General features: G+C 69.3%; 19 protein-coding genes and 1 tRNA gene. 14 read left to right on the top strand and 6 right to left on the bottom strand.

All coding sequences use genetic code 11. From position 1 onward, the window contains the following. The first annotated feature begins 1 nt into the window (after position 1). Together AAN986_RS21540 and AAN986_RS21545 are read left to right on the top strand one after the other, a co-directional pair. Positions 2-2299, top strand: a complete 2298-nt coding sequence (locus AAN986_RS21540) for an NADP-dependent malic enzyme (protein WP_012204029.1) — start codon at positions 2-4, stop codon at positions 2297-2299. 114 nt (positions 2300-2413) lie between these two features. After that, positions 2414-2501, top strand: a tRNA-Ser gene (locus AAN986_RS21545). Positions 2502-2608: 107 nt separating this feature from the next. Here AAN986_RS21545 and AAN986_RS21550 read toward each other — a convergent pair. The 5 genes from AAN986_RS21550 to AAN986_RS21570 form a co-directional block, all read right to left on the bottom strand. Beyond that, positions 2609-3586 carry a VOC family protein gene (locus AAN986_RS21550; RefSeq protein WP_047217825.1) on the bottom strand — a complete coding sequence of 326 codons (978 nt, stop codon included), beginning with the start codon at positions 3584-3586 and terminating at the stop codon, positions 2609-2611. Positions 3587-3662: 76 nt separating this feature from the next. Then, a complete protein-coding gene (locus AAN986_RS21555) occupies positions 3663-4499 on the bottom strand; it encodes a fumarylacetoacetate hydrolase family protein (protein ID WP_047217826.1) in 837 nt (278 codons plus the stop codon). A 77-nt stretch (positions 4500-4576) separates the two neighbouring features. Beyond that, complete coding sequence (locus tag AAN986_RS21560) at positions 4577-5701, bottom strand: porin (protein WP_047217827.1); 1125 nt, start codon at positions 5699-5701, stop codon at positions 4577-4579. Positions 5702-5858: 157 nt separating this feature from the next. Further along, the gene (locus AAN986_RS21565) at positions 5859-7529 is read right to left on the bottom strand and encodes an FAD-dependent monooxygenase (RefSeq protein ID WP_047217828.1); all 1671 of its coding nucleotides are present in this window, start codon (positions 7527-7529) and stop codon (positions 5859-5861) included. A gap of 16 nt (positions 7530-7545) precedes the next feature. Next, entirely contained in the window at positions 7546-8514 is a 969-nt protein-coding gene (locus AAN986_RS21570; protein ID WP_047217829.1) for a tripartite tricarboxylate transporter substrate binding protein, read from the bottom strand. Positions 8515-8740: 226 nt separating this feature from the next. Here AAN986_RS21570 and AAN986_RS21575 point away from each other — a divergent pair, with 226 nt between their 5' ends. Further along, the gene (locus AAN986_RS21575; protein WP_016449796.1) at positions 8741-9658 is read left to right on the top strand and encodes a LysR substrate-binding domain-containing protein; all 918 of its coding nucleotides are present in this window, start codon (positions 8741-8743) and stop codon (positions 9656-9658) included. A gap of 191 nt (positions 9659-9849) precedes the next feature. Beyond that, a complete protein-coding gene (locus AAN986_RS21580; protein ID WP_241150342.1) occupies positions 9850-11382 on the top strand; it encodes a glycosyltransferase family 39 protein in 1533 nt (510 codons plus the stop codon). Positions 11383-11593: 211 nt separating this feature from the next. On the opposite strand, the gene AAN986_RS21585 is transcribed toward AAN986_RS21580, so the two are convergent. Further along, positions 11594-12253, bottom strand: coding sequence for a TetR/AcrR family transcriptional regulator (locus AAN986_RS21585; protein WP_013803729.1), 660 nt, complete (start codon positions 12251-12253; stop codon positions 11594-11596). Between the two features lie 60 nt (positions 12254-12313). Here AAN986_RS21585 and AAN986_RS21590 point away from each other — a divergent pair, with 60 nt between their 5' ends. The 10 genes from AAN986_RS21590 (at position 12314) to AAN986_RS21635 (ending at position 22507) form a co-directional block, all read left to right on the top strand. After that, positions 12314-13522 carry an arabinose transporter gene (locus tag AAN986_RS21590; protein WP_047217844.1) on the top strand — a complete coding sequence of 403 codons (1209 nt, stop codon included), beginning with the start codon at positions 12314-12316 and terminating at the stop codon, positions 13520-13522. Then, positions 13515-14288 (top strand): siderophore-interacting protein, encoded by a 774-nt coding sequence (locus tag AAN986_RS21595; protein ID WP_349335479.1) that lies wholly within the window; start codon positions 13515-13517, stop codon positions 14286-14288. Before AAN986_RS21590 ends, AAN986_RS21595 begins: the two co-directional genes overlap by 8 nt. A 137-nt stretch (positions 14289-14425) precedes the next feature. Next, positions 14426-15868 (top strand): amidase, encoded by a 1443-nt coding sequence (locus tag AAN986_RS21600; protein WP_047217832.1) that lies wholly within the window; start codon positions 14426-14428, stop codon positions 15866-15868. A 16-nt stretch (positions 15869-15884) separates the two neighbouring features. After that, entirely contained in the window at positions 15885-16760 is an 876-nt protein-coding gene (locus tag AAN986_RS21605) for a polysaccharide deacetylase (RefSeq protein WP_016449802.1), read from the top strand. Positions 16761-16788: 28 nt separating this feature from the next. Further along, positions 16789-18234 (top strand): MFS transporter, encoded by a 1446-nt coding sequence (locus tag AAN986_RS21610; RefSeq protein WP_043823934.1) that lies wholly within the window; start codon positions 16789-16791, stop codon positions 18232-18234. A gap of 7 nt (positions 18235-18241) precedes the next feature. Next, complete coding sequence (locus tag AAN986_RS21615; protein WP_043790684.1) at positions 18242-19018, top strand: SDR family oxidoreductase; 777 nt, start codon at positions 18242-18244, stop codon at positions 19016-19018. A gap of 11 nt (positions 19019-19029) precedes the next feature. Then, positions 19030-19788, top strand: a complete 759-nt coding sequence (locus AAN986_RS21620) for an SDR family NAD(P)-dependent oxidoreductase (RefSeq protein ID WP_047217833.1) — start codon at positions 19030-19032, stop codon at positions 19786-19788. Between the two features lie 181 nt (positions 19789-19969). Then, a complete protein-coding gene (locus AAN986_RS21625) occupies positions 19970-20263 on the top strand; it encodes a hypothetical protein (protein ID WP_016449806.1) in 294 nt (97 codons plus the stop codon). Next, complete coding sequence (locus tag AAN986_RS21630) at positions 20260-21303, top strand: GTP-binding protein (protein ID WP_047217834.1); 1044 nt, start codon at positions 20260-20262, stop codon at positions 21301-21303. Before AAN986_RS21625 ends, AAN986_RS21630 begins: the two co-directional genes overlap by 4 nt. A gap of 13 nt (positions 21304-21316) precedes the next feature. After that, on the top strand, positions 21317-22507 hold the full coding sequence (locus AAN986_RS21635) for an extracellular solute-binding protein (RefSeq protein ID WP_047217845.1): 1191 nt from the start codon (positions 21317-21319) through the stop codon (positions 22505-22507). Positions 22508-22510 lie beyond the last annotated feature (3 nt).

Genomic DNA, 22510 nt, shown 5'->3' on the forward strand with positions numbered 1-22510 from the left:
TATGACCCAAAACCTGTCCAACGCCGAACAAGCCCTGCGCGACGCAGCCCGCGAATACCATCGCAGCCCCAACAAGGGCAAGATCTCCGTCACGCCCACCAAGCCCTTGTCCAACCAGCGCGACCTGTCGCTGGCCTATTCGCCCGGCGTGGCCTACCCCTGCCTGGACATCCAGGCCGACCCCTCGCTGGCCGCCGAATACACGGCGCGCGGCAACCTGGTCGGCGTCATCACCAACGGCACGGCCGTGCTGGGCCTGGGTGACATCGGCCCGCTGGCCGGCAAGCCGGTGATGGAAGGCAAGGGCTGCCTGTTCAAGAAGTTCGCCGGCGTCGACGTGTTCGACATCGAACTGGCCGAGCGCGATCCCGACAAGCTGATCGAGATCATCGCCTCGCTCGAACCCACGCTGGGCGGCATCAACCTCGAGGACATCAAGGCGCCCGAGTGCTTCTACATCGAGCAGGAGCTGTCCAAGCGCATGAACATCCCCGTGTTCCATGACGACCAGCACGGCACGGCCATCATCTCCAGCGCCGCCCTGCTCAACGGGCTGGAGCTGGTGGACAAGCAGATCGGCAACGTCAAGATCGCCGTCTCCGGCGCCGGCGCCGCCGCCATCGCCTGCGTGAACGTGATGGTGGGCCTGGGCGTCAAGCGCGAAAACGTCTTCATGTGCGACTCCAAGGGCGTGATCTACGAAGGCCGCCCCGGTGGCCTGGACGCCTCCAAGGCCCAGTACGCGCAAAAGACGGACGCCCGCACCCTGGCCGATGCCGTCAAGGATGCCGACGTCTTCCTGGGCTGCTCGGCTCCCGGCGTGCTCACTGCCGACATGGTCAAGACCATGGCCGACAAGCCCATCATCCTGGCCCTGGCCAACCCCGAACCCGAGATCCGCCCCGAGCTGGCCAAGGCCGTGCGCCCGGACTGCATCATGGCCACGGGCCGTTCTGACTACCCCAACCAGGTCAACAACGTCCTGTGCTTCCCCTACATCTTCCGTGGCGCGCTGGACTGCGGCGCCACCAAGATCACCGAAGCCATGAAGCTGGCCTGCGTGCGCGAAATCGCCGCACTGGCCAAGCAGGACGTCAGCGATGAAGTCGCCGCCGCCTACCAGGGCAAGGAGCTGAAGTTCGGCCCCGACTACCTGATCCCCACGCCCTTCGACACCCGCCTGATCCTGCGCATCGCGCCGGCCGTGGCCAAGGCCGCCGAAGAATCCGGTGTCGCCACCCGCCCCATCGCCGACTACGACGCCTACCGCGAGAGCCTGACCCGCTTCGTCTACCAGACCAGCATGTTCATGCGTCCGGTGTTCGCCGCTGCCAAGGCCAACCAGCAGCGCGTGGCCTATGCCGAAGGCGAGGACGAACGCGTGCTGCGCGCCGCCCAGGTCGCCGTCGATGACGGCCTGGCCAAGCCCATCCTGATCGGCCGCCCCGCCGTGATCGAGGCCCGCATCGCCAAGGCCGGCCTGCGTCTGGTGCTGGGCAAGGACGTGGAGATCTGCAACCCCGAGGACGATCCGCGCTTCCGCCAGTACTGGGAAACCTACCACCGCCTGATGGGCCGCAACGGCGTCACGCCCGAGACCGCCAAGGCCGCCGTGCGCCGCTCCAACACGCTGATCGCCGCGCTCATGGTCCACCTGGGCGATGCCGACGCCATGCTCTGCGGCCTGGTCGGCAAGTTCGACAGCCACCTGGCCCATGTGCGCGACGTGCTCGGCCTCAAGCAAGGCGCTGGCGAGTTCGCCACCGTCAACGCCGTGATGCTGGACAGCGGCACGCTGTTCATCGCCGACACCTACATCAACGAGGCGCCCAACGCCACCGAGCTGGCCGACATCGCCCGCCTGGCGGCCGAGGAAGTGGCCCGCTTCGGCCTGCCGCCCAAGGTGGCCTTCCTGTCGCACAGCAACTACGGCTCGTCCAGCCGCCCCTCGGCGCTGAAGATGCGCGCCGCGCGCGACCTGTTCGCCGCCGCCAACCCCGACGTGGAATGCGATGGCGAAATGCACGGCGACTCCGCCCTGTCCGAAGCCATCCGCGACCGCGCCCTGCTCGAATCCTCGCTGCACGGCGAGGCCAACGTGCTGATCTGCCCCAACCTGGACGCCGCGAACATCCTGTTCAACGTGCTCAAGACCACGGGCGGCCACGGCACGACCATCGGCCCCATCCTGCTGGGCGGTGCTGCCGCAGCCCATGTGCTGACCCCCTCCGCCACCGTGCGCCGCGTGGTCAACATGACGGCCCTGGCCGCAGCCCAGGCCATCGCTGCCCGCGGCTGATCCGCTGCGCCCCCCGAAAGGCGCCCCTGCGAAGGGGCGCCTTTTTGATTGCGGGTCGTGCATCGGCACGCATCCCTCGGGACCCACGCAAGCCCGGCTAGAATACGGAGCTTCGGAGGTTTGGGTGAGTGGTTTAAACCAGCAGTCTTGAAAACTGCCGACGGGCAACCGTCCGTGAGTTCGAATCTCACAGCCTCCGCCAGATCCTTGTATCAACCGACAGGCGGCCAAAGAGCCGGCCCTGTTGCACAGCGCCCCGATGCCGCAAGGCAGCGGGGCGTTCCTGCGTCTGGGGCATTGACGGGCACCTCAGCGTGGCGGCTCGTGGTTGGTGACGAAGTCGGCGGGCACGTCCGGCCCCCAGACGTAGAGCGAATCCTCGGGAGGATGGTCGGCCGCAGGCCACACCGCGCCCGCCTCGACAAAGTCGATGTCGCAGGAGTACTCGGCGAAGCTGCCCCAGGGATCGCGCACATAGCGAAAGAAGTTGGAGCCCAGCACATGCCTGCCCACGCCCCAGCCCTGCGCATAGCCCGCCTCGGCCATCTGCCGGGCGCCGCTGCCCACGGCGTCGACAGAAGGCACGCACCAGCTGCTGTGGTGCAGGCCGGGTCCATGCGATGCGGCCAGTGCCAGCAGGTGATGGTCGCTGCCGTGCGGACTGTGCAGGAAGGCGATGACCGAGCCCGAGCGGTCCGAGAGTCTGAGTCCCAGCACCTCGGTGTAGAACGCCAGCGCGGCATCCACGTCGGCGCAGAACAAAAGCACATGCGACAGGTGCAGCGGCCGGATCTGCGGCATGAGGCTGCGAGCCGGCGCGCGGCCGGCATTGCAGCAGGCCGGCGGCAGCTCGTGCGGTGCGGGCGCCGACGGAGAGCTCTTGGCGGCTGCACGCAACTGGATGGGCACCCCGTCGGGGCTGGCGATCCAGATACCGTCGGTCTGCGCACCGGCCGGCGCAGGAATGCGTGCGATCCCCGCGCCGTCGATCCGGTGCGAGAAGGCATCGAGATCGGCCGCATGGATGCCCAGGCTCAGCCACTGCAGCCTCTTGTGCGTTGCGGCCTCCAGCACCCGCGCCCAGCGGTGGGGGTGCCCGTAGGTGTGCAGCGCCAGCGCGCCGTCGATGTCGCGCACCTCGAGCCCGAAACTGGCGTAGAAATGCCGCGCCGCTTCGAGATCGGGCACGCTGAAGACGAACTCATCGATCGAATGCACGGCCGGCTGCCCGGCCGCGCCGGACGGCGTTCCAGGTGTCGTTCCAGATGGCGTGGGAAGGCCGCTCATGGTGTCCCCTCCTTTGCATGTTCACTGTGCGAAGACCGGCGGGCAGCGCCACGCGGCCGGTGGGCGGGCGAGGCCATCACCGCACGCGCTGGAGCTGCCGCCCAAGAACCCCGCCGTCCAGCGACATGACATCGCCGGACTTCAGGAAACGGGGCGGCTTCATGCCCAGGCCGACACCTGCGGGCGTGCCGGTGATGACAAGGTCGCCGGGCAGCAGCGTCATGAACTGGCTCAGATAGGACACGAGACAGGCCACCGGAAAAATCATGTCTGCCGTGCTGCTGCGCTGCATGACCTCGCCATTGACGGACAGCGTCAGTTCGATGGCCTGGGGGTCGGGCAGCTCGTCGGCCGTGACCAGCCATGGCCCGACCGGGCCGAAGCCATCGAAGCTCTTGCCCTTGCCCCACTGGCCGTTGCGCTTGATCTGCCAGTCACGCTCGGAGATGTCGTTGGCCAGCAGGTAGCCGGCCACATGCGCGAGCGCACCTTCCACGGGGATGCGGCTTGCGCGCGTGCCGATCACAAAGCCCAGTTCGATCTCCCAGTCGGTGGCAACCGACGCTTCGGGCAGGCGCACCTCGTCGTCCGGCCCGGCCAGCGATGAAAGCGCCTTGTGAAAGACCACGGGCTCCTTCGGAATGTCGAGACCCGACTCCTCGGCATGCCGCCGGTAGTTGAGCCCGATGGCAACGAACTGCCGCGTGCCGGCGACAGGGGGCCCCAGGCGGCTGCCTTGCGCCACCAGCGGCAACCGCTGCAGATCGACGGCGGCCAGCGCGGCCAGCCTGCCGGGCGCCATCCACTCGGGCGTGAAATCGGGCACCAGGTCCGACAGGTCGCGCGCCTGGCCTTGGGAATCGATGGCGCCGGGCTTCTCGCAGCCGCTGGCGCCGTGGCGTATCAGTTTCATGGTCTGTCTCCTGGGACGGGAAGTGGAAAGTGGGAAGGAAATGGATCGAGACGCGGACCCTGCATGCGGGTGGAGCCTCAGAAGCTATGCCGCACGCCGGCAGCGAAGCCGTTCTGCGAACGCCCGGGGGCGGGCGCGGCGCCTGGCGCCGCATTGCTGACCGACAGCGCAAGTGCTCCCTCGTTGGACAGATGCCCTGCGGTCGCATACAGCGTGGTGCGCTTGGACAGCGAATACCGGGCCCGCAGGGCAAAGAGCCGGGCCCCGTCGTCGCTTCGCCTGAAACGCAGATCCAAGGCCTGCGCATCGAGGGTCAGGGCCGGTGTGACGGCGACACTGGCGCCCAGGTACCAGAGATCGCTGCGTGGCGCGTCGGGACGGCCGTCGTTGTGGCGGGCAATGACCCCGGCGCCGAGCTTCCATGCCCCCCAGCGCACCCATCCCGCGGCGGTGGAGCGACGGTCCTTGCGCGCGCTGCTGGTCAGGCCTGCGAAGGCGCCGGGGCCTCCACGGATTTCATCGACGGCCAGCGCGATGCCCCAGGCCTTGGCCTCGTACTTGAGCATTGCCGACCATTGCCGGCAGGCGCTGGAGTCGCCCTGCTGCTCGCCGGGGCAGTTGGTTCCCGCGGGACCGGGGCCCGCATTGACGGCATCACGGCCCAGGCTGTAGGTTGCGCCGACGGTGAAGCCGCCAAGGCCGGCGCGCCACGCAAGCGCGTTGTCCGCGCGCGCATTGGGCAGGTAGCTGTCCAGCGATGCCGCGCCGTAGGCATTCGGGCCGAGGATGTCCGCATCGAGCTGGGACCAGTACAGCATGGTGTACTGGCGCCCCAGTGTGAGGCTGCCCCAGTCGCCGGACAGGCCGACGAAGGCCTGGCGCCCCCAGGCGCGCCCGCCCTGGTTCAGCACGCCCGCGTCGAGCGCCAGGCCCTGCTCCATCGTGAACAGGGCACGCAGGCCGCCGCCCAGGTCCTCCGAGCCGCGCAGGCCGATGCGCGACGGCACGCTGCCGGTGAGGCCCGGCATGCGGTTCAGCGAAGCGCCTCCCTGGCCCACATCGGTCAGGTGCTCGACGGATGCATCGAGCAGGCCATAGAGCGTGACGCCCTGGGCCAGGGCGGGTACCGTGGGCACGGCAGCGGCACCGGCCAGGCATAGCGCGGATAGCGCGGCGCGAACAGGAAAGGAGGGATGTGGCATGTTGTCTCCTGAAAGTGATGGATGTCGGCAAGGACGGCGAAAGCGCAGACTCAGGCGCAGACTCAGGCGCAGGCCGGCGTCCCCCGGCCGGACTGGCCAGGGTCAGGAACGCGAAAGGCCGGACGGCCCCGGGGGCAGGCGGCCGGATGGGCCGGGGCTAGCCGGGCCCCACCGGCGGGGTGCGATGGCCCAGTGCCAGAGCCAGGACCTCGGTCGGCGGCGCCGCACCGTCGCCGCGCCAGGCGATGTGGTGGTCCGGGCGGATCAGGACGCGGTCGGCGCCATACAGCGCACGCGTCTGCCCGTTTTCGCTCCTCACCACATCCAGCCGGATGCCGTATTGCGCAGCAGCCTGCCTCCAGGGCTCCAGCCCGTCCGGGCCGTCCGGGCCGAATGCGAGCAGTGTGAAATCGCGTCCGAAGTCATCGAGCAGGGACCGGTCCGGCCCCGTTGCCACATGCGGAGCGCGCGTGCCGGGATAACCTCCAGGCAGGTAGCGGTTGGGCTCGTCCGGCGGGGGCTCGGCCAACTCCCGGGCGACGACCGGGCTGTCGGCATAGCGCAGGCCCAGTTGCAACCCCGGGATGTTGAACTCGCGTGCCACATGCTCCGAAAGTGCCTGCCCGAGCGCATGGCGGGCGCTGTCGCCCGCGGGCCCCTCCTGCTCCACTGCAGCCGTGACCGGCAGGCATCCGATGCTGTCGGCCATGCTGCGTGCAAAACGGGTGTTGCGCTGGGCGATCGGCCGCCGCTCGGCCTCATAGCTGTCCAGCAGCGCCGGGCCGGCCGCCCCCTGGATGGCCGCCGCCAGCTTCCAGCCCAGGTTCACGACGTCGTCCACGCTGGTGTTGTAGCCCATGCCGCCCGTGGGCGTGAACAGGTGCGCCGCATCGCCGGCGATGAACATCCTGCCGTGCCGCAGGCGCTCGGCCACCAGGGCATAGCCCGCGTTCCAGGGGGTCAGCGCGATCAGCTCGTGCGCAAAAGGCCGGCCGACGACGGCCTGCAGCGCCTGCTGCGGATGGAAATCGGCAGGCTGGGTGCCTTGGGACAACTGCACGATCAGCACGAACCGGTCCACGCCGTCGATGGCGCACAGCAGGCCGCGCTGCCCGGGACCGACGGCCCAGTACTGCCAGGCCCTGGGCTTGCCGATCAGCCCGTACAGACCGGGAGCCCGGAAGTAGATGGACATCATCGGGCCGCCCAGGAAGTCCCGCCGCTCGCTGCCATGGCCTGCGTAGACGACGCCCATGGCCTGGCGGACCAGGCTGCGCGGCCCGTCGCAGCCGACCACATAGGCGGCCTGCAGCAACTCGGTACGGCCCGTGTCCGGCTCGCGGCATTCGATCTGGACTGCGCAACCGGTGTCCTGCACCGCCTCGGCCCTCAGGCCAAAACGCAGCGCAGCGCTGGCATGGCGTTCGGCCTGCGCCCTGAGCACGGGCTCGATGAACATCTGCTGCGCCCGATGCGGCAGCTCGGGCGTGGGCCAGGCCTGTTCCCCGTAGTCGCCATAGGCCGTGCCCGAGGCGGCCTCCTCGGCCGAGGGAATGCGAAAGCGCGCCAGCTCGGGCCCCGTGAGCCGCGTGCAATAGACGACGTCCTGGGGGTGCGAGGGCGGCAGGCCCAGCCTGCGCACCTGGTCGGCAAAGCCCCGGCGGCGGTAATGCTCCATGGTCCGGGACGAGGTGGCATTGGCCTTGGGCAGCGTCGGCGGCCCGCTGCGCTCCTCGATCAGCACGCACGATATGTCCCTGCAGCCCAGCTCGATGGCCAGCATCAGCCCTGCGGGCCCTCCTCCGATGATCGCGACTTCGGTCTTCATGGCGTCTCCCCGGGGCTCAATCGACGGTCACCTTGACGCGGCGCAGCACTTGGGCATAGCGCTCGCGGTCGGCCTGCATGAGGTCGGCGACCTGCCTTGCGGGGCCGATGCTGGTGAAGAAGCCGAAACCGGCCAGGCGATCCCTGACGTCAGGCGCGGACAGGGCCCGGTTCACCGCCTCGTTGACGCGCTCGGCGACGGCCGGCGCCGTGCCCTTGGGCGCCATGAGCGCAACCCAGGTCAGCGCATCGATGCCGGCCGGGCCACCGGCCTCCTGCACGGTCGGCACATCGGGCAGCGCCGGGGAACGCTGGCTGTCCGCCACGGCAAGAAAGCGCAGCTTGCCGGCCTGCTGCAGGGGGCCGGACGTCGCAATGCTGCCGTAAGCCCAGTCCACCTCGCCCGTCGACACGGCGGCGTACAGCTGCGAAGTCTCCTTGTAGGGGACATGCATCATTTCGGCACCCATGGCGGTCGCGGCCCGGGCCGCGCCCAGATGCAGCGGCCCGCCCACCGCATTGGAGCCATAGGTCATGCCGGGCCTGCGCCGCGCCGCCGCCATCAGTTCGGCCAGGCTGTGGAAGGGGCTTTGCGCGCCGACCACGACGAAGAAGGCGGTCTTGTAGAGCAGCGCCACCGGCGTCAGCTCGCTTTGCGGGTCATAGGCCAGCTTGCGCAAGACCAGCGGATTGATGGACAAGTGGCCTACGTCCACCACCACCAGGTCGTTGCCCGTGGGCGGCGCGTTCTTCATCGCATTGATGGCCACCACGCCGGCCCCACCCGGCCTGGGGTCGACGACGACCGGCTGCCTCCATTGCGCCGAGAGCTTGTCGGCGACCAGCCGGGCCACCACGTCGGGGCCGCTGCCCGCGGGAAAGGCGCTGGTGATGCGCACCGTTCCGCCGGCGGCCGTCTGCGCGGCGACGGAGCCCGCCACCAGGGTTGCCAGCGCACAGGCGCCAGCCCATTTCCTCATGCTCATGCTGCTTGTCTCCTATGGGTCGCCGGGCTGCGCCGACGTTATGGAGGGCATGCTAGGTCTGGCAGGCCGGCTGCGGCAGAGGGCAGAAACGCCTCAGCGATGCATGGCTGTTATCACTGGAGCGTTCCGCAGCGGCTCAGGCGCGGCGGAGCCCGCGTGCACGGCCCCTGCGGGAAATCCCCTGGCCTTGGCGCGCTCGGAAACGGGCATAAACACGCTCCGACCGATGCCCAAACTTCATCACCTTCGCAATTTCGTCGCCGTTGCCCGGGCACGCAGCCTGCGCAGCGCCGCCCGCAGCCTGGGCCTGACCCAGCCGGCACTGACGCGCAGCGTGCGCGAGCTGGAAGCCGAGCTGGGCGTGGCGCTGTTCCAGCGCCATGCGCGCGGGGTATCGCTGACCGTGGCGGGCGAGCGATTCCTGCTGCGCGCGCAGGCCGCGCTCGAGGAACTGCGTCGCGGCAGCGAGGAGGCCGCCCAGGCGCGCGGCGAAATGCAGGGCCATGTCGCCGTCGCTCTGTCCAGCGCCCCCGTGCTGTCGCTGCTGGCCCGCGCCTATGCCCAGTTCCGGCGCGACTGGCCGGATGTGCACCTGCGCTTCGTCGAAGGCCTGTTCCCGGCCGTCGAGCCGGCGCTGCGCGACGGCCGGCTGGACTTCTATCTGGGCCCCCGGCCCGAGAGGCAATTGAGCGCCAGCTACCAGGTGGCCCTGGTTCACCGCAACGAGCGTGTCGTGCTGGCCCGCCGCGGCCATCCGCTGCGCACCGCGGGCAGCCTGCAGGCGTTGCTGGAGGCGGACTGGATCGTCACCGGCCTGCGCGAGCGCCGCGAGGAAGAATTCGAGGAGCAGTTCTCCGCGCTCGGCCTGCGCAGCCCGCGCGTGGTGACGGTCGCCGAATCGTTGATGGCCCTGCTGGCGCTGCTGGCCAGCAGCGACGCCCTCGCCTTCTTGCCGCGCCAGTGGGCCGATACGCCCCTCTTCAACGGTGTGCTGGAGCCCATTGCTGTGCGCGAGAGCCTGATGGCACCCGACATCGTGCAGGTCACGCGTGCTGCGCTGCCTCTGACGCCCGCCGCGGAACGCCTGTCGATGCTGCTGCTGCGCGCGGCAGTCCACGACTTCGGCGAGCCGGCCGGCGCCTGAGCCGCGGCCGGCGTCTCCACAATATCTTCACACAATCTTTACATTGCATTGACCAGGCAGACATATTCTGCCGGACTCATAGCGCCTCGCGTAAGCCAAGAGTCCGTAGCCAACGCTGAAGCTCCCGTTCGACCGCCTTCCTGGGAATTTCCCCTGTGCCAGCGCACTTGTCATCGCCGCTGGCATTTCCTATGACCCATCCCGTCCCCTCACAAGCAGCGAGCACGATCACGCGAAGCGCTCCGCTGGCCATGCCCGCACCGTCGCTTTCCCTGGACATCAAGGTCCTCATTGGCCTCCTTCTCTTTACGGTGGTCTGGCTGCTGCAGATCGACAGCTCCAGCCTCACGGCACCCAAGGACAACCTCGAGCAGCTGACCTGGGTGCACAGCCTGGAGTGGGGCTACTACAAGCATCCACCGCTGCCGACCTGGATGTTCTCGGTGCCGGTCAATGTGTTCGGACTGTCTGCCCGCACCAGCTATGTGACGGGCGCGCTTTTCACGCTGGCCGGCCTGTTTGTCTTCTGGAAGCTGATGCAGACCTTGCGCGGCAGCCGCCATGCCACGCTGGCCCTGCTGGCGGCCCTGTGCATCACCTACTACAACGAGCGGCTGCACTTCTTCAACCATGAAGTGGTGCTGATGCCCTTCTTCGTGGCCAGTGCCCTGCTGGTGTGGCGTGCGGTGGGCAGCAGGCAACTGCACTGGTGGGCGGCCCTGGGCTGCTGCCTGGGCCTGGGCGCACTGGCCAAGTACCAGATGATCCTGGCCGCCGTGGCGGTATTCCTGTTCTGGCTGGCGTCAGGCGCCTGGCGCGAGCGGGTCCATGTCATCGGCCTGGCCCTGGCCGCTGCCATTTCGCTGGCCATCATCTCGCCGCACCTGTACTGGCTGTTCCTGAACGACTTCGGCCCCATCCGCTATGCCACCGAATCCTCGCTGGGCGCCAGCCTGGGCGGCGGCGCAAGACTGCTCAATACCTTGCACTGGCTGGCCGACCAGCTGTTCAACCGCGCATTGCTGGCCTGGGTGCTGCTGGGACTGGTGATGGCATTGCACCGCCGCAGCCGCCTTGCGCCGCAGGACACACCGCAGCGTCCCGGGACAGCCGATGCATCGCGCGCGCTGATCCTGTGCTTTGGCCTCACGCCCATCGTGCTGACCTGCGCCATCGGCATCTTTGCGGGCTCGTCGCTGCAGCTGCACTGGGGCACGCCCTTTCTGCTGCTGGCCGTTCCCGTCGCCATGGAGCTGGCCGGTGCCAGGCTGCAGCCGTCGCGCATATCGATCACCACCGCCATCAAGTGCTTCGTGGCGCTTCAACTGGCCTTGCTGCTCGTGGCCCAGATGACCTCGGCGCGCAGTGAACTGCGGCTTAACAGCCGGCACTGGAGAAACTTCGATTCAAAGGCCTTGAGCCAGGCGCTTGCCGAACCCGCGCGCGAGGCACTGGGAGGCGACATCCGCGTGATCTCAGGCCCCACGGCCGAGGCCAAGGCCCTGGCCCTGAAGCTGCGCGAAAAGCCGCTGGTGCTGATCGATGGCCGCATGGACATCAGCCCCTGGATTTCCCAGCACATGGTGGATGCCTGCGGGGTGCTGCATCTGCAGCTGGCGGCATCGCCGCCGCCCGGACACCAGCCGGTGGGCGAAGGCTTTCCCTCCCTCTTCTGGCGTGTCACCCCGCCGCAGGAGGATGCGGGCAACTGCGTCGAAAGCTGAACGAATACGCTGCTTGCCGGCCGCGCCTGTCGGCATTGCACGATTCCAGTGCTGAGAATCTCCACCGTGCCCATGAAATCCCCTTGCGAAGAACTCATGGACATGCTGGGCCAGCCCTATGACGCCGGCGAAGTGGCCCGACTGCTTGGCCCATTCGATCCGGAGGTCTTCGCGCCCTGAGGACCTGGCGGCCAAATCGCTCCTTGCATCCTCAACCCAGGGCAGGCGCTCGCAGATACCCCATCAGCACCTGCACGATGCCATCCTCCAGGGCCTGGGGGGTGAACATGGCAGGCGGGTCGATGACAGCGGCATGCACCAGGGACTCCATGGTCTGCAGCAGCATCCAGGTGGCCAGGTCCAGATCGCGGTGGGCGAGCTGACTGCGGTGCAGCTCCAGGAGCTGGCGCACCTGGCGGAAGATGCCGCCGTCGGCCGCGCTTTGCTCGCGCGGCGCGTCGAAGAAGGGGAACTCCTTTTCCAGCACCCGGTGCAGATCGGGCTCGACCCGGTGCGCCGCCAGCAGCGCGCGGACCATGGCCTGCACATGGCCTTGCAGGCCCTGCGGCCGCTCTGCCGCAAGCACGGCGGCAATGGCCGCGTACATCTGCGCGGCGTGGCGCTCGTGCAAGGCCGTGATCAGCGAGTCCTTGTTGGGAAAGTACTGGTAGAGCGAACCCACGCTCACGCCTGCGCGCTCGGCCACCAGATTGGTGTTGGTGGCGGCATAGCCGCGCTCGGCCAGAACGCGAGCCGCAGCTTCCAGAATGGCCTCGACCGTGGCAAGGGAACGCGCCTGCCGTGGCTGCTTGCGGGGCTGGGGCGGCTGGCGCTGCGCCGCCTGCGAATGCGAGTTTTCAATGCGAGCCATGGCTCATATTCTCCTGGACATGTGATCTGAGTTTTTACTCGTATTTGAAAGGGAATGCACATGTCTTCCGGAATTTCGCCATCTGCGGCCGCGTCGCCGCAGGTGAACGCATTTGCGCGGCTGCTGCCGCTGACGCTGGCGGTCTTCGTCAGCTTTCTCTGCCTGGGCATGCCCATGCCCGTGCTGCCCCTGCACCTGAGCCAGACCCTGGGACTGGGCACGCTGGGGGTGGGCACGGTGATGGGCTGCCAGTTCGCGGCCGCCCTGCTGTCGCGGGCCTGGGCCGGGTCGCTGGCCGACACGCGCGGCGCCAGGCAGGCCGTGGTGCTGGGCATGGCGCTGGCGGCCGTTTCGGGCCTGGCCTACCTGATGTCACGCGCCTTCGAGGGAGGGCCGGCCGCAGTCTGGGTGCTGGCCGCCGGCCGCGTGCTGCTGGGCTGCGCCGAGAGCCTGATCATCACCGGGGCCTTGAGCTGGGGCGTGGGCATGATCGGTCCGCAAAACGCCGGCAAGGTCATGGCCTGGGTGGGCATTGCCATGTACGGCGCCTATGCGGCGGGCGCGCCGGCCGGCGTGGCGGTGCAGGCGGCCTGGGGCTTCTCCGGCATTGCCGTGGCCACCATCGTGCTGCCGCTGGCCGCCCTGGCCATGGTCTGGGGCCTGCGCGCCACGCCGGCTGCGGCCCAGCGCCGCACGCCGTTCTACAAGGTGCTGGGCACGGTATGGCTTCCCGGCCTGGGGCTGGCCCTGTCCAGCGTGGGCTTTGGCGTGATCACGACCTTTGCAGCGCTGCTGTTCGCATCGCGGGGCTGGGGAGCGGCCTCGCTGGCCTTCACGGCCTTCGGCCTGGCCTTCATCGGCGCGCGCCTGCTCTTCGGCCATCTGCCGGACAAGCTGGGCGGCGTGCGGGTGGCACTGGCCAGCATTCCGCTGGAAGCCGCCGGCCTGCTGCTGATCTGGGGCGGGGGCGATGCGCCATGGGCCTATGCCGGCGCCGCGCTCACCGGCTTCGGCTACTCGCTGGCCTTCCCGGCCTTCGGCGTGGAAGCTGTCCGCCGGGCGCCTGCCCAGGCACGCGGCGCGGCCATGGGCGCCTATGTGGCCTTCTTCGACCTGTCCATGGGGCTGACGGCCCCTGCCGCCGGGCTGCTGGCCAGTGTCACGGGCGTCGGAGACGTGTATTTCGCCGCCGCCGTGAGCGTGGCGCTGTCCATCGCCGTGGCCTTGCTGCTGCGCTTGAACGCAGCCCGGGGAGCCACCCATGGCTGAGCCGATTCACATGCCTGCCGGCACGCAGCGCGCGCTGGGCACCGTGGTGAAGGCGCAATCCGTCACGCCGCGCATGCGCCGCATCACGCTGGGTGGCGAGCAGATCGCCGCCTTCTCGCGGGCGCCTGCCGTGGATGCGCCCGCCGCCTGGGTCAAGCTGTTCCTGCCCACGGGCGAGGGCCGGGCGTACACGCTGCGCAGCGTGGACCGCCAGGCCGGCACGCTGGACATTGACCTGGTACTGCATGGCGATGCGTTCAATGCCAAGCATGAGAACAGCACCTCCGCTGGCGGCGACGGCCCCGCCTCCCGCTGGGCCGCCCAGGCCCGCGTGGGCGAGCAGGTGGCCATTGCCGGCCCGCGCAGCGGCGGCTTCGCCCCGCCGGCCGGCACCGATTGGCTCATGCTGGCGGGCGATGGCTCGGCACTGCCGGCCATGCAATCGATCGCGGCGCGCCTGCCAGCCTCCGCGCGGGTGAAGGCCTACGTGGAAATCACCGATGACGGCGAATGCCAGCCCATGGACAGCGCTGCCCGCTGGCGCACCGAGTGGATCACCGCCGCGCCGGGCCAGCCTGGACATAGGCTGTGCCAGCGGCTGATGTACCGGCCGCTGCCGCCGGGCAACGGCTATCTGTGGATGGCGGGCGAGTCCGGCGCCATGCGTGCGCTGAAGCGGCATTTCCTGGACCGTGGCATCGCACCCGGCCAGCTGAGCGCCAAGGGCTACTGGAAGTGCGGCGAAGCGGACCACAAGGACCGCTAGAGCGGCGCAAGCGGCACAAAACGGCCTCCTTCACAGATCAACACAGAGCGCCTCATCCCCCGGGTAATCACCCGGACACGGGATGGAGGCGCTCACTAGAATTCAAAAATGAACTTTGACAACAACATTCAAATTCAATGAAAAACAGCGGCCTCCGGACAGCGCCTGCCTCGGCTTGCGAACTGCATGCAGCCTATGCGGCCGGCACGCTGACGCCCACGCAAGCCACCGAGCATTGCCTGCAAGCGGCCTGTGAAAGCCCGTCCGTGTTCACGCGCATCACGGCGGAGCGCGCGCTGGAAGAGGCCAGGCAATCCACGCAGCGCTGGCGTACGGGCCGCCCGCTCGGGCCGCTGGACGGCGTGCCCATCAGCTGGAAGGACCTGTTCGATGTGCGTGGCACGCCCACCACGGCGGCATCGGCCCTGCTTCGCTCTGCCCCGCCAGCCCCTGCCGATGCCCCCGTGGTGGCGCGGGCCGCGGCGGCCGGCATGGTCTGCCTGGGCAAGACCAACCTCAGCGAGTTCGCCTATTCGGGACTGGGCCTGAACCCCGGCTTCGGCACCCCCGCCAATCCCCGCCTGGGTGGGCGCGCACGGGCGCCTGGCGGCTCCTCCAGCGGCGCGGCCCTGGCCGTGGTGCAGGGCTGCGGGCCGCTGGCCATGGGAACGGACACGGCAGGATCGGTGCGCATTCCCGCAGCCTTCAACGGGCTGGTGGGCTTTCGTGCCAGCCAGGGGCGCTATCCCATGCAAGGGGTCTTTGCGCTGTCACCTTCCCTGGACACGCTGGGGCCGCTGGCCCTGGGCGTGGCCGACTGCATGGCCCTGGACCAGGTGCTGCGCAGCACCGTGCCTGCCGGCGATGCCGCTGCCGCTGCAGGCCCTGCCGTCCCAGGCACTGCCATAGGCCTGCAGGGGCAGGTGTTCGTCATCGACCCCGGCCTGCTGGACGACGACCGCGTGCAGGCGCAGGTGCGCGACGCGATTGCAGCCGGCCTGGCCCTGCTGCAGCGGCAGGGCGCCCGCGTGCAGCGGCGCCGGCTGCAAAGCCTGGACACGGTGCAGACGCTGACGCAGCGCCATGGCTGGCTGGGCGCGCATGAGGCATTGGCCACGCACCGCGAGCGCCTGGATGCCCCGGAGCAGGCCGCGCGCATGGACCCGCGCGTGCGCAGCCGGCTGGAGGCCGCAAGGCATCTGGACCATGGCGGCTACCTGCAACTGCTGGCACGGCGCCAGCCATTGACGGCGCTGTTTGCGCAGGAGCTGGGCGGCGCCACCCTGGTGCTGCCCACGGTGGGCCATCCGGCGCCGCTGCTGCAGCCCCTGCTGGAAGACGACGCGCTGTTTGCCCAGACCAATCTCGCCACGCTGCGCCTGACCATGCCCGGCAGCTTCCTGGATGCGCCGGCCGTGGCCCTGCCCTGCGGCGCCCTGTGCCTGCAAGGCCCTGGCGCGAGCACCGAACGGCTTCCCATCGGCCTGCAGCTGATGCGCCCGCAGGGCGATGACGACCGGCTGCTGCGCATTGCCCTGGCCGTCGAACAGGCGCTTTCTTCCCTCAACCGTTCCCAGTGAAAAAGGAGTGCATGCAATGAGCAAGGACATACAGATCACGTTTGGCGTGGACGTCGATGCCGTCGGCGGCTGGCTCGGCTCGTATGGCGGGGAGGACTCGCCCGACGACATCTCGCGCGGCATGTTCGCGGGCGAAGTCGGCTCGCTGCGGCTGCTCAGGCTGTTCGACAAATACGGCCTCAAGACCACCTGGTTCATCCCGGGCCACTCCGCCGAGACCTTTCCCGAGCAGATGAAGGCCGTGGTGGACGCGGGCCATGAGATCGGCATCCACGGCTACAGCCACGAGAACCCGATTGCCATGACGCCCGAGCAGGAGGAAGCGGTGCTCGACCGCAGCATCGAGGTCATCACGCGACTGGCCGGCCGCGCACCCACGGGCTATGTGGCGCCCTGGTGGGAGTTCAGCCCCGTCACCAACGAGCTGCTGCTCAAGAAAGGCATCAAGTACGACCACAGCCTGATGCACAACGACTTCCACCCGTACTACGTGCGCGTGGGCGACCAGTGGACCCGCATCGACTACAGCAAGCATCCCGACACCTGGATGAAGCCCCTGGTGCGCGGCAAGGAGACACGGCTGGTCGAGATCCCCGCCAACTGGTACCTGGACGACCTGCCGCCCATGATGTTCATCAAGAAGTCGCCCAACAGCCACGGCTTCGTCAACCCGCGCGACATAGAGCAGATGTGGCGCGACCAGTTCGACTGGGTCTACCGCGAGCACGACTACGCGGTCTTCCCCATCACCATCCACCCCGATGTCTCCGGCCGCCCCCAGGTGCTGCTGATGCTGGAGCGCCTGATCGAGCATTTCCAGTCGCACGACGGCGTGCGCTTCATGACGTGCGACCAGATCGCCGACGACTTCCTGCGCCGCCAGCCGCGTTGATGCCGCATCCCAACTCAGCGAGGACACCATGAATACCTCCGCCATTGCCTCCGACGCCCCAGGCGCCGGCCATCCGGCCCCGGCCGGCATCGACGCCCCCTGGACCGCGCCCACCGTGACGCGCAGGCAGGTCAGCTACGCCACCTGGGTCTGCTTTTTCGCCTGGGTCTTTGCCGTCTACGACTTCATCCTCTTCGGCACCCTGCTGCCGCAACTGGGCGAGCACTTCCAGTGGAGCGCCGAGCAGCAGGCGCGGCTGAACACCTGGGTGACGCTGGGCACGGTGATCGTGGCCTTCGGCATCGGCCCCATTGCGGACCGGCTGGGGCGGCGCAAGGGCATCATCATCGCCGTGGCGGGCGCCGCGCTGTGCTCGGGACTGACGGCGCTGGCCGGCTGGGTGATCGGCCTGTCGGCGGGCCTGGGCTTCGTGCTGCTGATCGTGGTGCGCTCGCTGGCGGGCCTGGGCTACGCCGAGCAAAGCATCAACGCCACCTACCTGAGCGAGCTGTTCTCCCTGGTCTACACGGACCCGGCCTCGCTGCGGCGGCGTGGCTTCATCTACTCGCTGGTGCAGGGCGGCTGGCCCGTGGGCGCCGTGCTCACCGCCGTGCTGGTGGCCCTGCTGTATCCGCTGGGCGAGCGCTGGTTCGGCCAGGGCGGCGGCTGGGCGCTGTCCTTCGTGTTCGCCATGTTCCCGGCCCTGGTGATCGCCGTGCTGGGCCGCCGGCTGGTGGAAACGCCCCAGTTCCTGACCGCGCGGCGCGTGGCCGACCTGCGCCGCGCCGGGCGCGAGGCAGAGGCCATGCGCCTGGCGCAGGAGCATGGCGCCAGCCCACAGCAGGAGCAGCACACCGGCCTGTCGGCCATGTTCCGCGGTGCCTCGCTGCGGCCCACGCTGTCGCTGGCCCTGGGCTTTTTCCTGAACTGGTTCGCCATCGTGATCTTCGCGGTGCTGGGCACCTCGGTGCTGGGCGGCGCCGGTGGCACGCCGGGCAAGGGCGTGGATTTCTCCAGCGCGCTGCAGGTGCTCATCATCTCCAATCTCGCGGGCTTTCTGGGCTATGTCTTCCATGGCTGGCTCGGTGACCGCATAGGCCGGCGCAACGCCGTGGCCATAGGCTGGATGCTGGGTGGCCTGGCCTTCGCGCTCATGCTGAACGCGCCCTCGGGCGACTTCTGGCGCATCGTGCCGCTGTACTCGCTGGGGCTGTTCTTCCTGATCGGCCCCTATGCAGCCGCCCTGTTCCTGATCGGCGAGAGCTTTCCCAGCCACATCCGTGCCACGGCCAGCTCCTTCGTCAACGCCATGGGCCAGGTGGGCGCCATCGCGGCAGGCTTTGGCGTGACCTGGACGCTGTCGCAAGGCTCGGACTGGGTGCAGGCGGCGCTGTACTGGGGCGCCATTCCCTGCGCGGCCTCGGGCCTGCTGATGTTTCTGGCGCCCCATGTCGATCCCGAGACCGTGAAGTGAGGCCGACATGAACCCGGACACCCCCAGCAACAAGGTGGCCCTCGTCACGGGCGCCGCCAGCGGCATCGGCCAGGCGCTGGCCCTGGCCTATGCGCAGGCAGGCATTGCCGTGGCCGGCAGCTACTACCCCCGGGATCCGCACGATCCCGGCCAGACCCTGGAACTCGTCGAACGCGCGGGCGGGCGGTGCGTCATGGAGGCGGTCGATGTGGGCGATGCCGAACAGGTCGAGCACCTGGCCCGGGTCGCCGTGGACCGCTTCGGCCGGCTGGACTTCGCCGTCGCCAATGCGGGTTTGCTGCGCCAGGCGGCCCTGGTCGAGATGAGCGATGCGCAGTGGCTGGAGGTCATCAACATCGACCTGGGCGGCGTCATGCGCACCTTCCGGGCCAGCGCGCGCCACATGGCGGCAGGCGGGGCCATGGTGGCCGTCTCCTCCATTGCAGGCGGCGTCTACGGCTGGGAGCAGCATGCCCACTATGCGGCCGCCAAGGCAGGCGTGCCCGGGCTGTGCCGCGCCGTGGCCATGGAGCTGGCACCGCGCGGCATACGCTGCAATGCCGTGATTCCCGGCCTGATCGAGACGCCGCAATCGCTGGACCCGGTCAACTCGCTGGGGCCGGAGGGCCTGGCGCAGGCGGCCAGGGGCATCCCGCTGGGACGCGTGGGGCAGGCCCGCGAAATCGCCGCCCTGATCCGCTTCCTGACCAGCGACGAGGCTTCCTACATCACCGGCCAATCCATCATTGCCGACGGCGGCCTGACCGTGCGCTGGCCCAGTTGAGGACATCCGACATGAACACCTCCAAGCCCCTGGACGGCCGCCGCGCCGTCGTGACAGGCGCCGGCAGCGGCATCGGCGAGGCCATCGCCCTGGCCTATGCGCAGGCCGGCGCGCGGCTGCTGCTGGCCGACATCGATGCCGCGCGGGCCGAGGACGTGGCCTGGCGCTGCCGCGCGCTGGGCACGCAGGCCGAGACCGTCATCGGCGACGTGGGCGACGAGTCCACGGCCCACCGCATCATCGACCGCTGCGTGCAGGCCTTCGGCGGCATCGACATCCTGGTCAACAACGCCGGCATGCTCACCCAGTCGCGCTGTGCCGACATGTCCACCGCGATGTGGGACGAGATGCTGCGCGTGGACCTGCGCAGCGTCTTCCTGTGCGCGCGGCGCGCAGTGCCGCACATGCAGGCCCAGCGCTGGGGTCGCATCATCAGCATCGCCTCGCAGCTGGGCATCAAGGGCGGCGTGGAGCTGAGCCACTATGCGGCGGCCAAGGCCGGCGTGATCGGCTTCACCAAGTCGCTGGCGCTGGAAGTGGCACCCGACAATGTCCTGGTCAACGCCATTGCCCCCGGCCCCATCGCCACGCCGCTGGTCGACGGCATCAGCGCGGACTGGAAACGCGCCAAGGAGGCCAGCCTGCCGCTGGGCCGCTTCGGCCGCGCCGACGAGGTGGCTCCCACGGCCGTGCTGCTGGCCTCCGATCCCGGTGGCAATCTGTATGTGGGGCAGACGCTGGGGCCCAATTCCGGCGATGTCATGCCGTGAAAAGAAGCACCCCCTGAGTCGCTTCGCGCCTTCCCCCTCTCTTCAGGGGGGGCGTACGGGCAGCCGGCGACACCCTCGGTGCGGGGCGGCGCGGCCGGCATAGGCCCTTCCTGGGTGTCTCTGCTCTTTGGCTGCGCCAGTTTCGCAGGCGGCTCCATTCGCAACCGAAAGGGTTTCTGTCATGTGTGGAATGTGCGGTTTGCTGCAGGGCTCCGGCCACTGGAGCCAGGCGCCGGCCGGATCGGCCGGGCGCCGCCAGCGGCTGATTCAGATTGCGCGCGCCAACCGGCTGCTGGCGCTGTGGCGGCTGCGGCTCAGCGACTTCCACGGCCAGTCCTACCTGCTGCAGGGGCCTACGGGCGCCAGCGTTCTGGTGCCCGACTTCGGTGCGTTGTGGCCCGCGGCCGAGCGGCTGCTGGCCCGCGAGCTGGATCCGCTGGCCATGCCCTGGCCGCAACCGGAGCAGGCGCCATGACCGGCGATGCACGCCTGCCCGTGGGCGTGCTCACGGGCTCTCTGGGCAGCGGCAAGACCACGCTGCTCAGGCAATGGCTGCAGAACTCTCCCGCTGCCGAGACCGCCGTGCTGATCAACGAATTCGGCGCCGTGGGGCTGGACCATCTGCTGGTGGGCCGCATCGACGCCGACACGGTGCTGCTGGACAACGGCTGCATCTGCTGCGCCATCCGCGGCGAACTCAAGGAGGCGCTGTGGCGGCTGCACCAGCGCCGCGAGCGCGGCGAGCTGCCTGCGTTCCAGCGCGTGCTGATCGAAACCACGGGCCTTGCCGCGCCCGGCCCGGTGATCGCCACCCTCATTGGGGATGCGCAATTGCGCCAGGTCTTCAGGCCCGCCCATGTCGCCACCGTGGTCGATGCCCTGCACGCGGCCACGCATGCGCAGCGGCCCGAATGGCAGGCCCAGGTCGCCGCCGCCGACCGGCTGTACCTGAGCAAGACCGACCTGGCCCGGCCGCAGGACGCCGAGGCGCTGCGCGCGCAGCTTGCCAGGCTCAATCCGCTGGCCGTGCTCGGCAACAGCCGCCAGGCGCTGCCGGCCTGGCAGGAGCAGCCCGTGCAGGAGAGCAATTGGCTGGCACGCGCCATTGCAGGCACGCCTCGCAGCCGCAAGGGCCAGGAGCCGCACGGCAGCATCCAGGCCTTCTGCCTGGAACTCGACGGCCCCGTGGACTGGTGTGCGCTGACGCTGTGGCTGACCTGGCTGCTGCACCGCCATGGCGAGCGGGTGCTGCGGCTCAAGGGGCTCGTGGCCGTGGCCGCCGAAGGATGGCCGCAGGGGCAGCCGACGGTGCTGCACGGCATGGGCCATCTGATGCATGCGCCCGAGCATCTGGCCGAATGGCCCGGTGGCGACGGCCGCTCGCGCCTGGTCTTCATCGCCTCGGGGCTCAACGGGCAGCAGGTGGACGACTCCTGGCAGTCGTTCCAGCGTTTCTTCGCGCAGGACAATGGGGCGCAGCCCGGCGCCGCACCCGGCCCGGCCGCCTTCCATTGACAAGGAACACCCCATGCGCAAGAACATGCCTGAACTGCGGGTACTGGGCACCTCGGTGACGCTGACCGAGGCCATGCGCCGCCGCGCCGAGCAGGACCTGGGCCTGCGCATCCGCTTCGAGGTGCTCGACGGCTTCGACGCGCAGCGCCAGGCCGTCATGCGCCAGGACAGCTTCGATCTCTACGACCAGTGGTTCCACAGCCTGGACTGCCTGTGGCCGACAGGGGCGCTGCAACCCATAGACATCGGCAGGCTGGCGCATTGGGACGAGGTCAACGCCCTGCCCAAGACCGGGCGCATCACGCCGCAGGCGGCCCTGGGCGCGGGCTGCAACCCGGCCATGCGTCTGTACGTGCAGGCCGATGGCACCCTGGGCGGAACGCCCGCATCGCGCATCAGCATGCTGCCGCTGACGCACAACGCCGACAGCTTCGTCTACCTGCCCGCCGCCGTGCCAGAGCTGTTCGCGCAGACCGAGGAGAGCTGGTCGTGGCTGCTGTCTCCCGCCTGCCGTGGCCGTGCGGCCCTGCAGGCGGATGCGGCCATCGGCGCGCTGGATGCGGCCCTGGCCCTGCAGGCCGGCGGCGACATGCGTTTTGGCGACATCAGCAACCTGGGACTGGAGGAGATCGACCAGATGATGGCCCTGCTGCTGCAGCGGCAGGAGTTGGAGCAGTTCCGGGGCTTCTGGGGCAACTACGCCGATGCGGCGCGGCTGATGATCGATGCCGGCGTCGCCATACAAAGCCACTGGTCGCCGGCCATCGCCCACTACCGCGCGGCGGGACTGGACTACCGACTGGCCTGCCCGCGCGAAGGCTACCGGGCCTGGTACGGCGGCCTGGGCATCTCCAGCCAGGCCAGGGGCGACACGCTGGATGCCGCCTACCGCTACCTGAACTGGTGGCAGTCCGGCTGGCCTGGTGCGGCGATGGCACGGCAGGGCTACTACATCTCCAACCCGCTGCGCAGCCGCGAGCACCTGCGCGCCAGCGAATGGGACTACTGGTACGCCGGCCTGCCTGCCGCCGAGGACCTGCGGGGCACCGACGGACAGATCTTGATCCCGCGCGGCAGCGTGCGCGACGGCGGCTCCTACGAGCAGCGCCTGGGCCACATCGCCGTCTGGAACACCGTCATGGACGAGCACAACTACCTGGTGCGCCAATGGGCCACGCTGCTGCGCCGCGCCCGCCCCTTATAGTCC

The sequence above is a fragment of the Delftia sp. DS1230 genome, from assembly GCF_040112715.1.
Taxonomy (GTDB): Bacteria; Pseudomonadota; Gammaproteobacteria; order Burkholderiales; family Burkholderiaceae_C; genus Comamonas; species Comamonas tsuruhatensis.

Bases quoted from the DNA above. Each gene is read 5' to 3' on its own strand.
- AAN986_RS21600 (WP_047217832.1), top strand. From the start codon at position 14,426: ATGAAAAACAGCGGCCTCCGGACAGCGCCTGCCTCGGCTTGCGAACTG.
- AAN986_RS21550 (WP_047217825.1), bottom strand. From the start codon at position 3,586: ATGAGCGGCCTTCCCACGCCATCTGGAACGACACCTGGAACGCCGTCC.
- AAN986_RS21565 (WP_047217828.1), bottom strand. From the start codon at position 7,529: ATGAAGACCGAAGTCGCGATCATCGGAGGAGGGCCCGCAGGGCTGATG.
- AAN986_RS21610 (WP_043823934.1), top strand. From the start codon at position 16,789: ATGAATACCTCCGCCATTGCCTCCGACGCCCCAGGCGCCGGCCATCCG.
- AAN986_RS21580 (WP_241150342.1), top strand. From the start codon at position 9,850: ATGACCCATCCCGTCCCCTCACAAGCAGCGAGCACGATCACGCGAAGC.
- AAN986_RS21590 (WP_047217844.1), top strand. From the start codon at position 12,314: ATGTCTTCCGGAATTTCGCCATCTGCGGCCGCGTCGCCGCAGGTGAAC.
- AAN986_RS21605 (WP_016449802.1), top strand. From the start codon at position 15,885: ATGAGCAAGGACATACAGATCACGTTTGGCGTGGACGTCGATGCCGTC.
- AAN986_RS21555 (WP_047217826.1), bottom strand. From the start codon at position 4,499: ATGAAACTGATACGCCACGGCGCCAGCGGCTGCGAGAAGCCCGGCGCC.
- AAN986_RS21575 (WP_016449796.1), top strand. From the start codon at position 8,741: ATGCCCAAACTTCATCACCTTCGCAATTTCGTCGCCGTTGCCCGGGCA.
- AAN986_RS21540 (WP_012204029.1), top strand. From the start codon at position 2: ATGACCCAAAACCTGTCCAACGCCGAACAAGCCCTGCGCGACGCAGCC.
- AAN986_RS21635 (WP_047217845.1), top strand. From the start codon at position 21,317: ATGCGCAAGAACATGCCTGAACTGCGGGTACTGGGCACCTCGGTGACG.
- AAN986_RS21625 (WP_016449806.1), top strand. From the start codon at position 19,970: ATGTGTGGAATGTGCGGTTTGCTGCAGGGCTCCGGCCACTGGAGCCAG.
- AAN986_RS21570 (WP_047217829.1), bottom strand. From the start codon at position 8,514: ATGAGCATGAGGAAATGGGCTGGCGCCTGTGCGCTGGCAACCCTGGTG.
- AAN986_RS21615 (WP_043790684.1), top strand. From the start codon at position 18,242: ATGAACCCGGACACCCCCAGCAACAAGGTGGCCCTCGTCACGGGCGCC.
- AAN986_RS21585 (WP_013803729.1), bottom strand. From the start codon at position 12,253: ATGGCTCGCATTGAAAACTCGCATTCGCAGGCGGCGCAGCGCCAGCCG.
- AAN986_RS21560 (WP_047217827.1), bottom strand. From the start codon at position 5,701: ATGCCACATCCCTCCTTTCCTGTTCGCGCCGCGCTATCCGCGCTATGC.
- AAN986_RS21620 (WP_047217833.1), top strand. From the start codon at position 19,030: ATGAACACCTCCAAGCCCCTGGACGGCCGCCGCGCCGTCGTGACAGGC.
- AAN986_RS21595 (WP_349335479.1), top strand. From the start codon at position 13,515: ATGGCTGAGCCGATTCACATGCCTGCCGGCACGCAGCGCGCGCTGGGC.
- AAN986_RS21630 (WP_047217834.1), top strand. From the start codon at position 20,260: ATGACCGGCGATGCACGCCTGCCCGTGGGCGTGCTCACGGGCTCTCTG.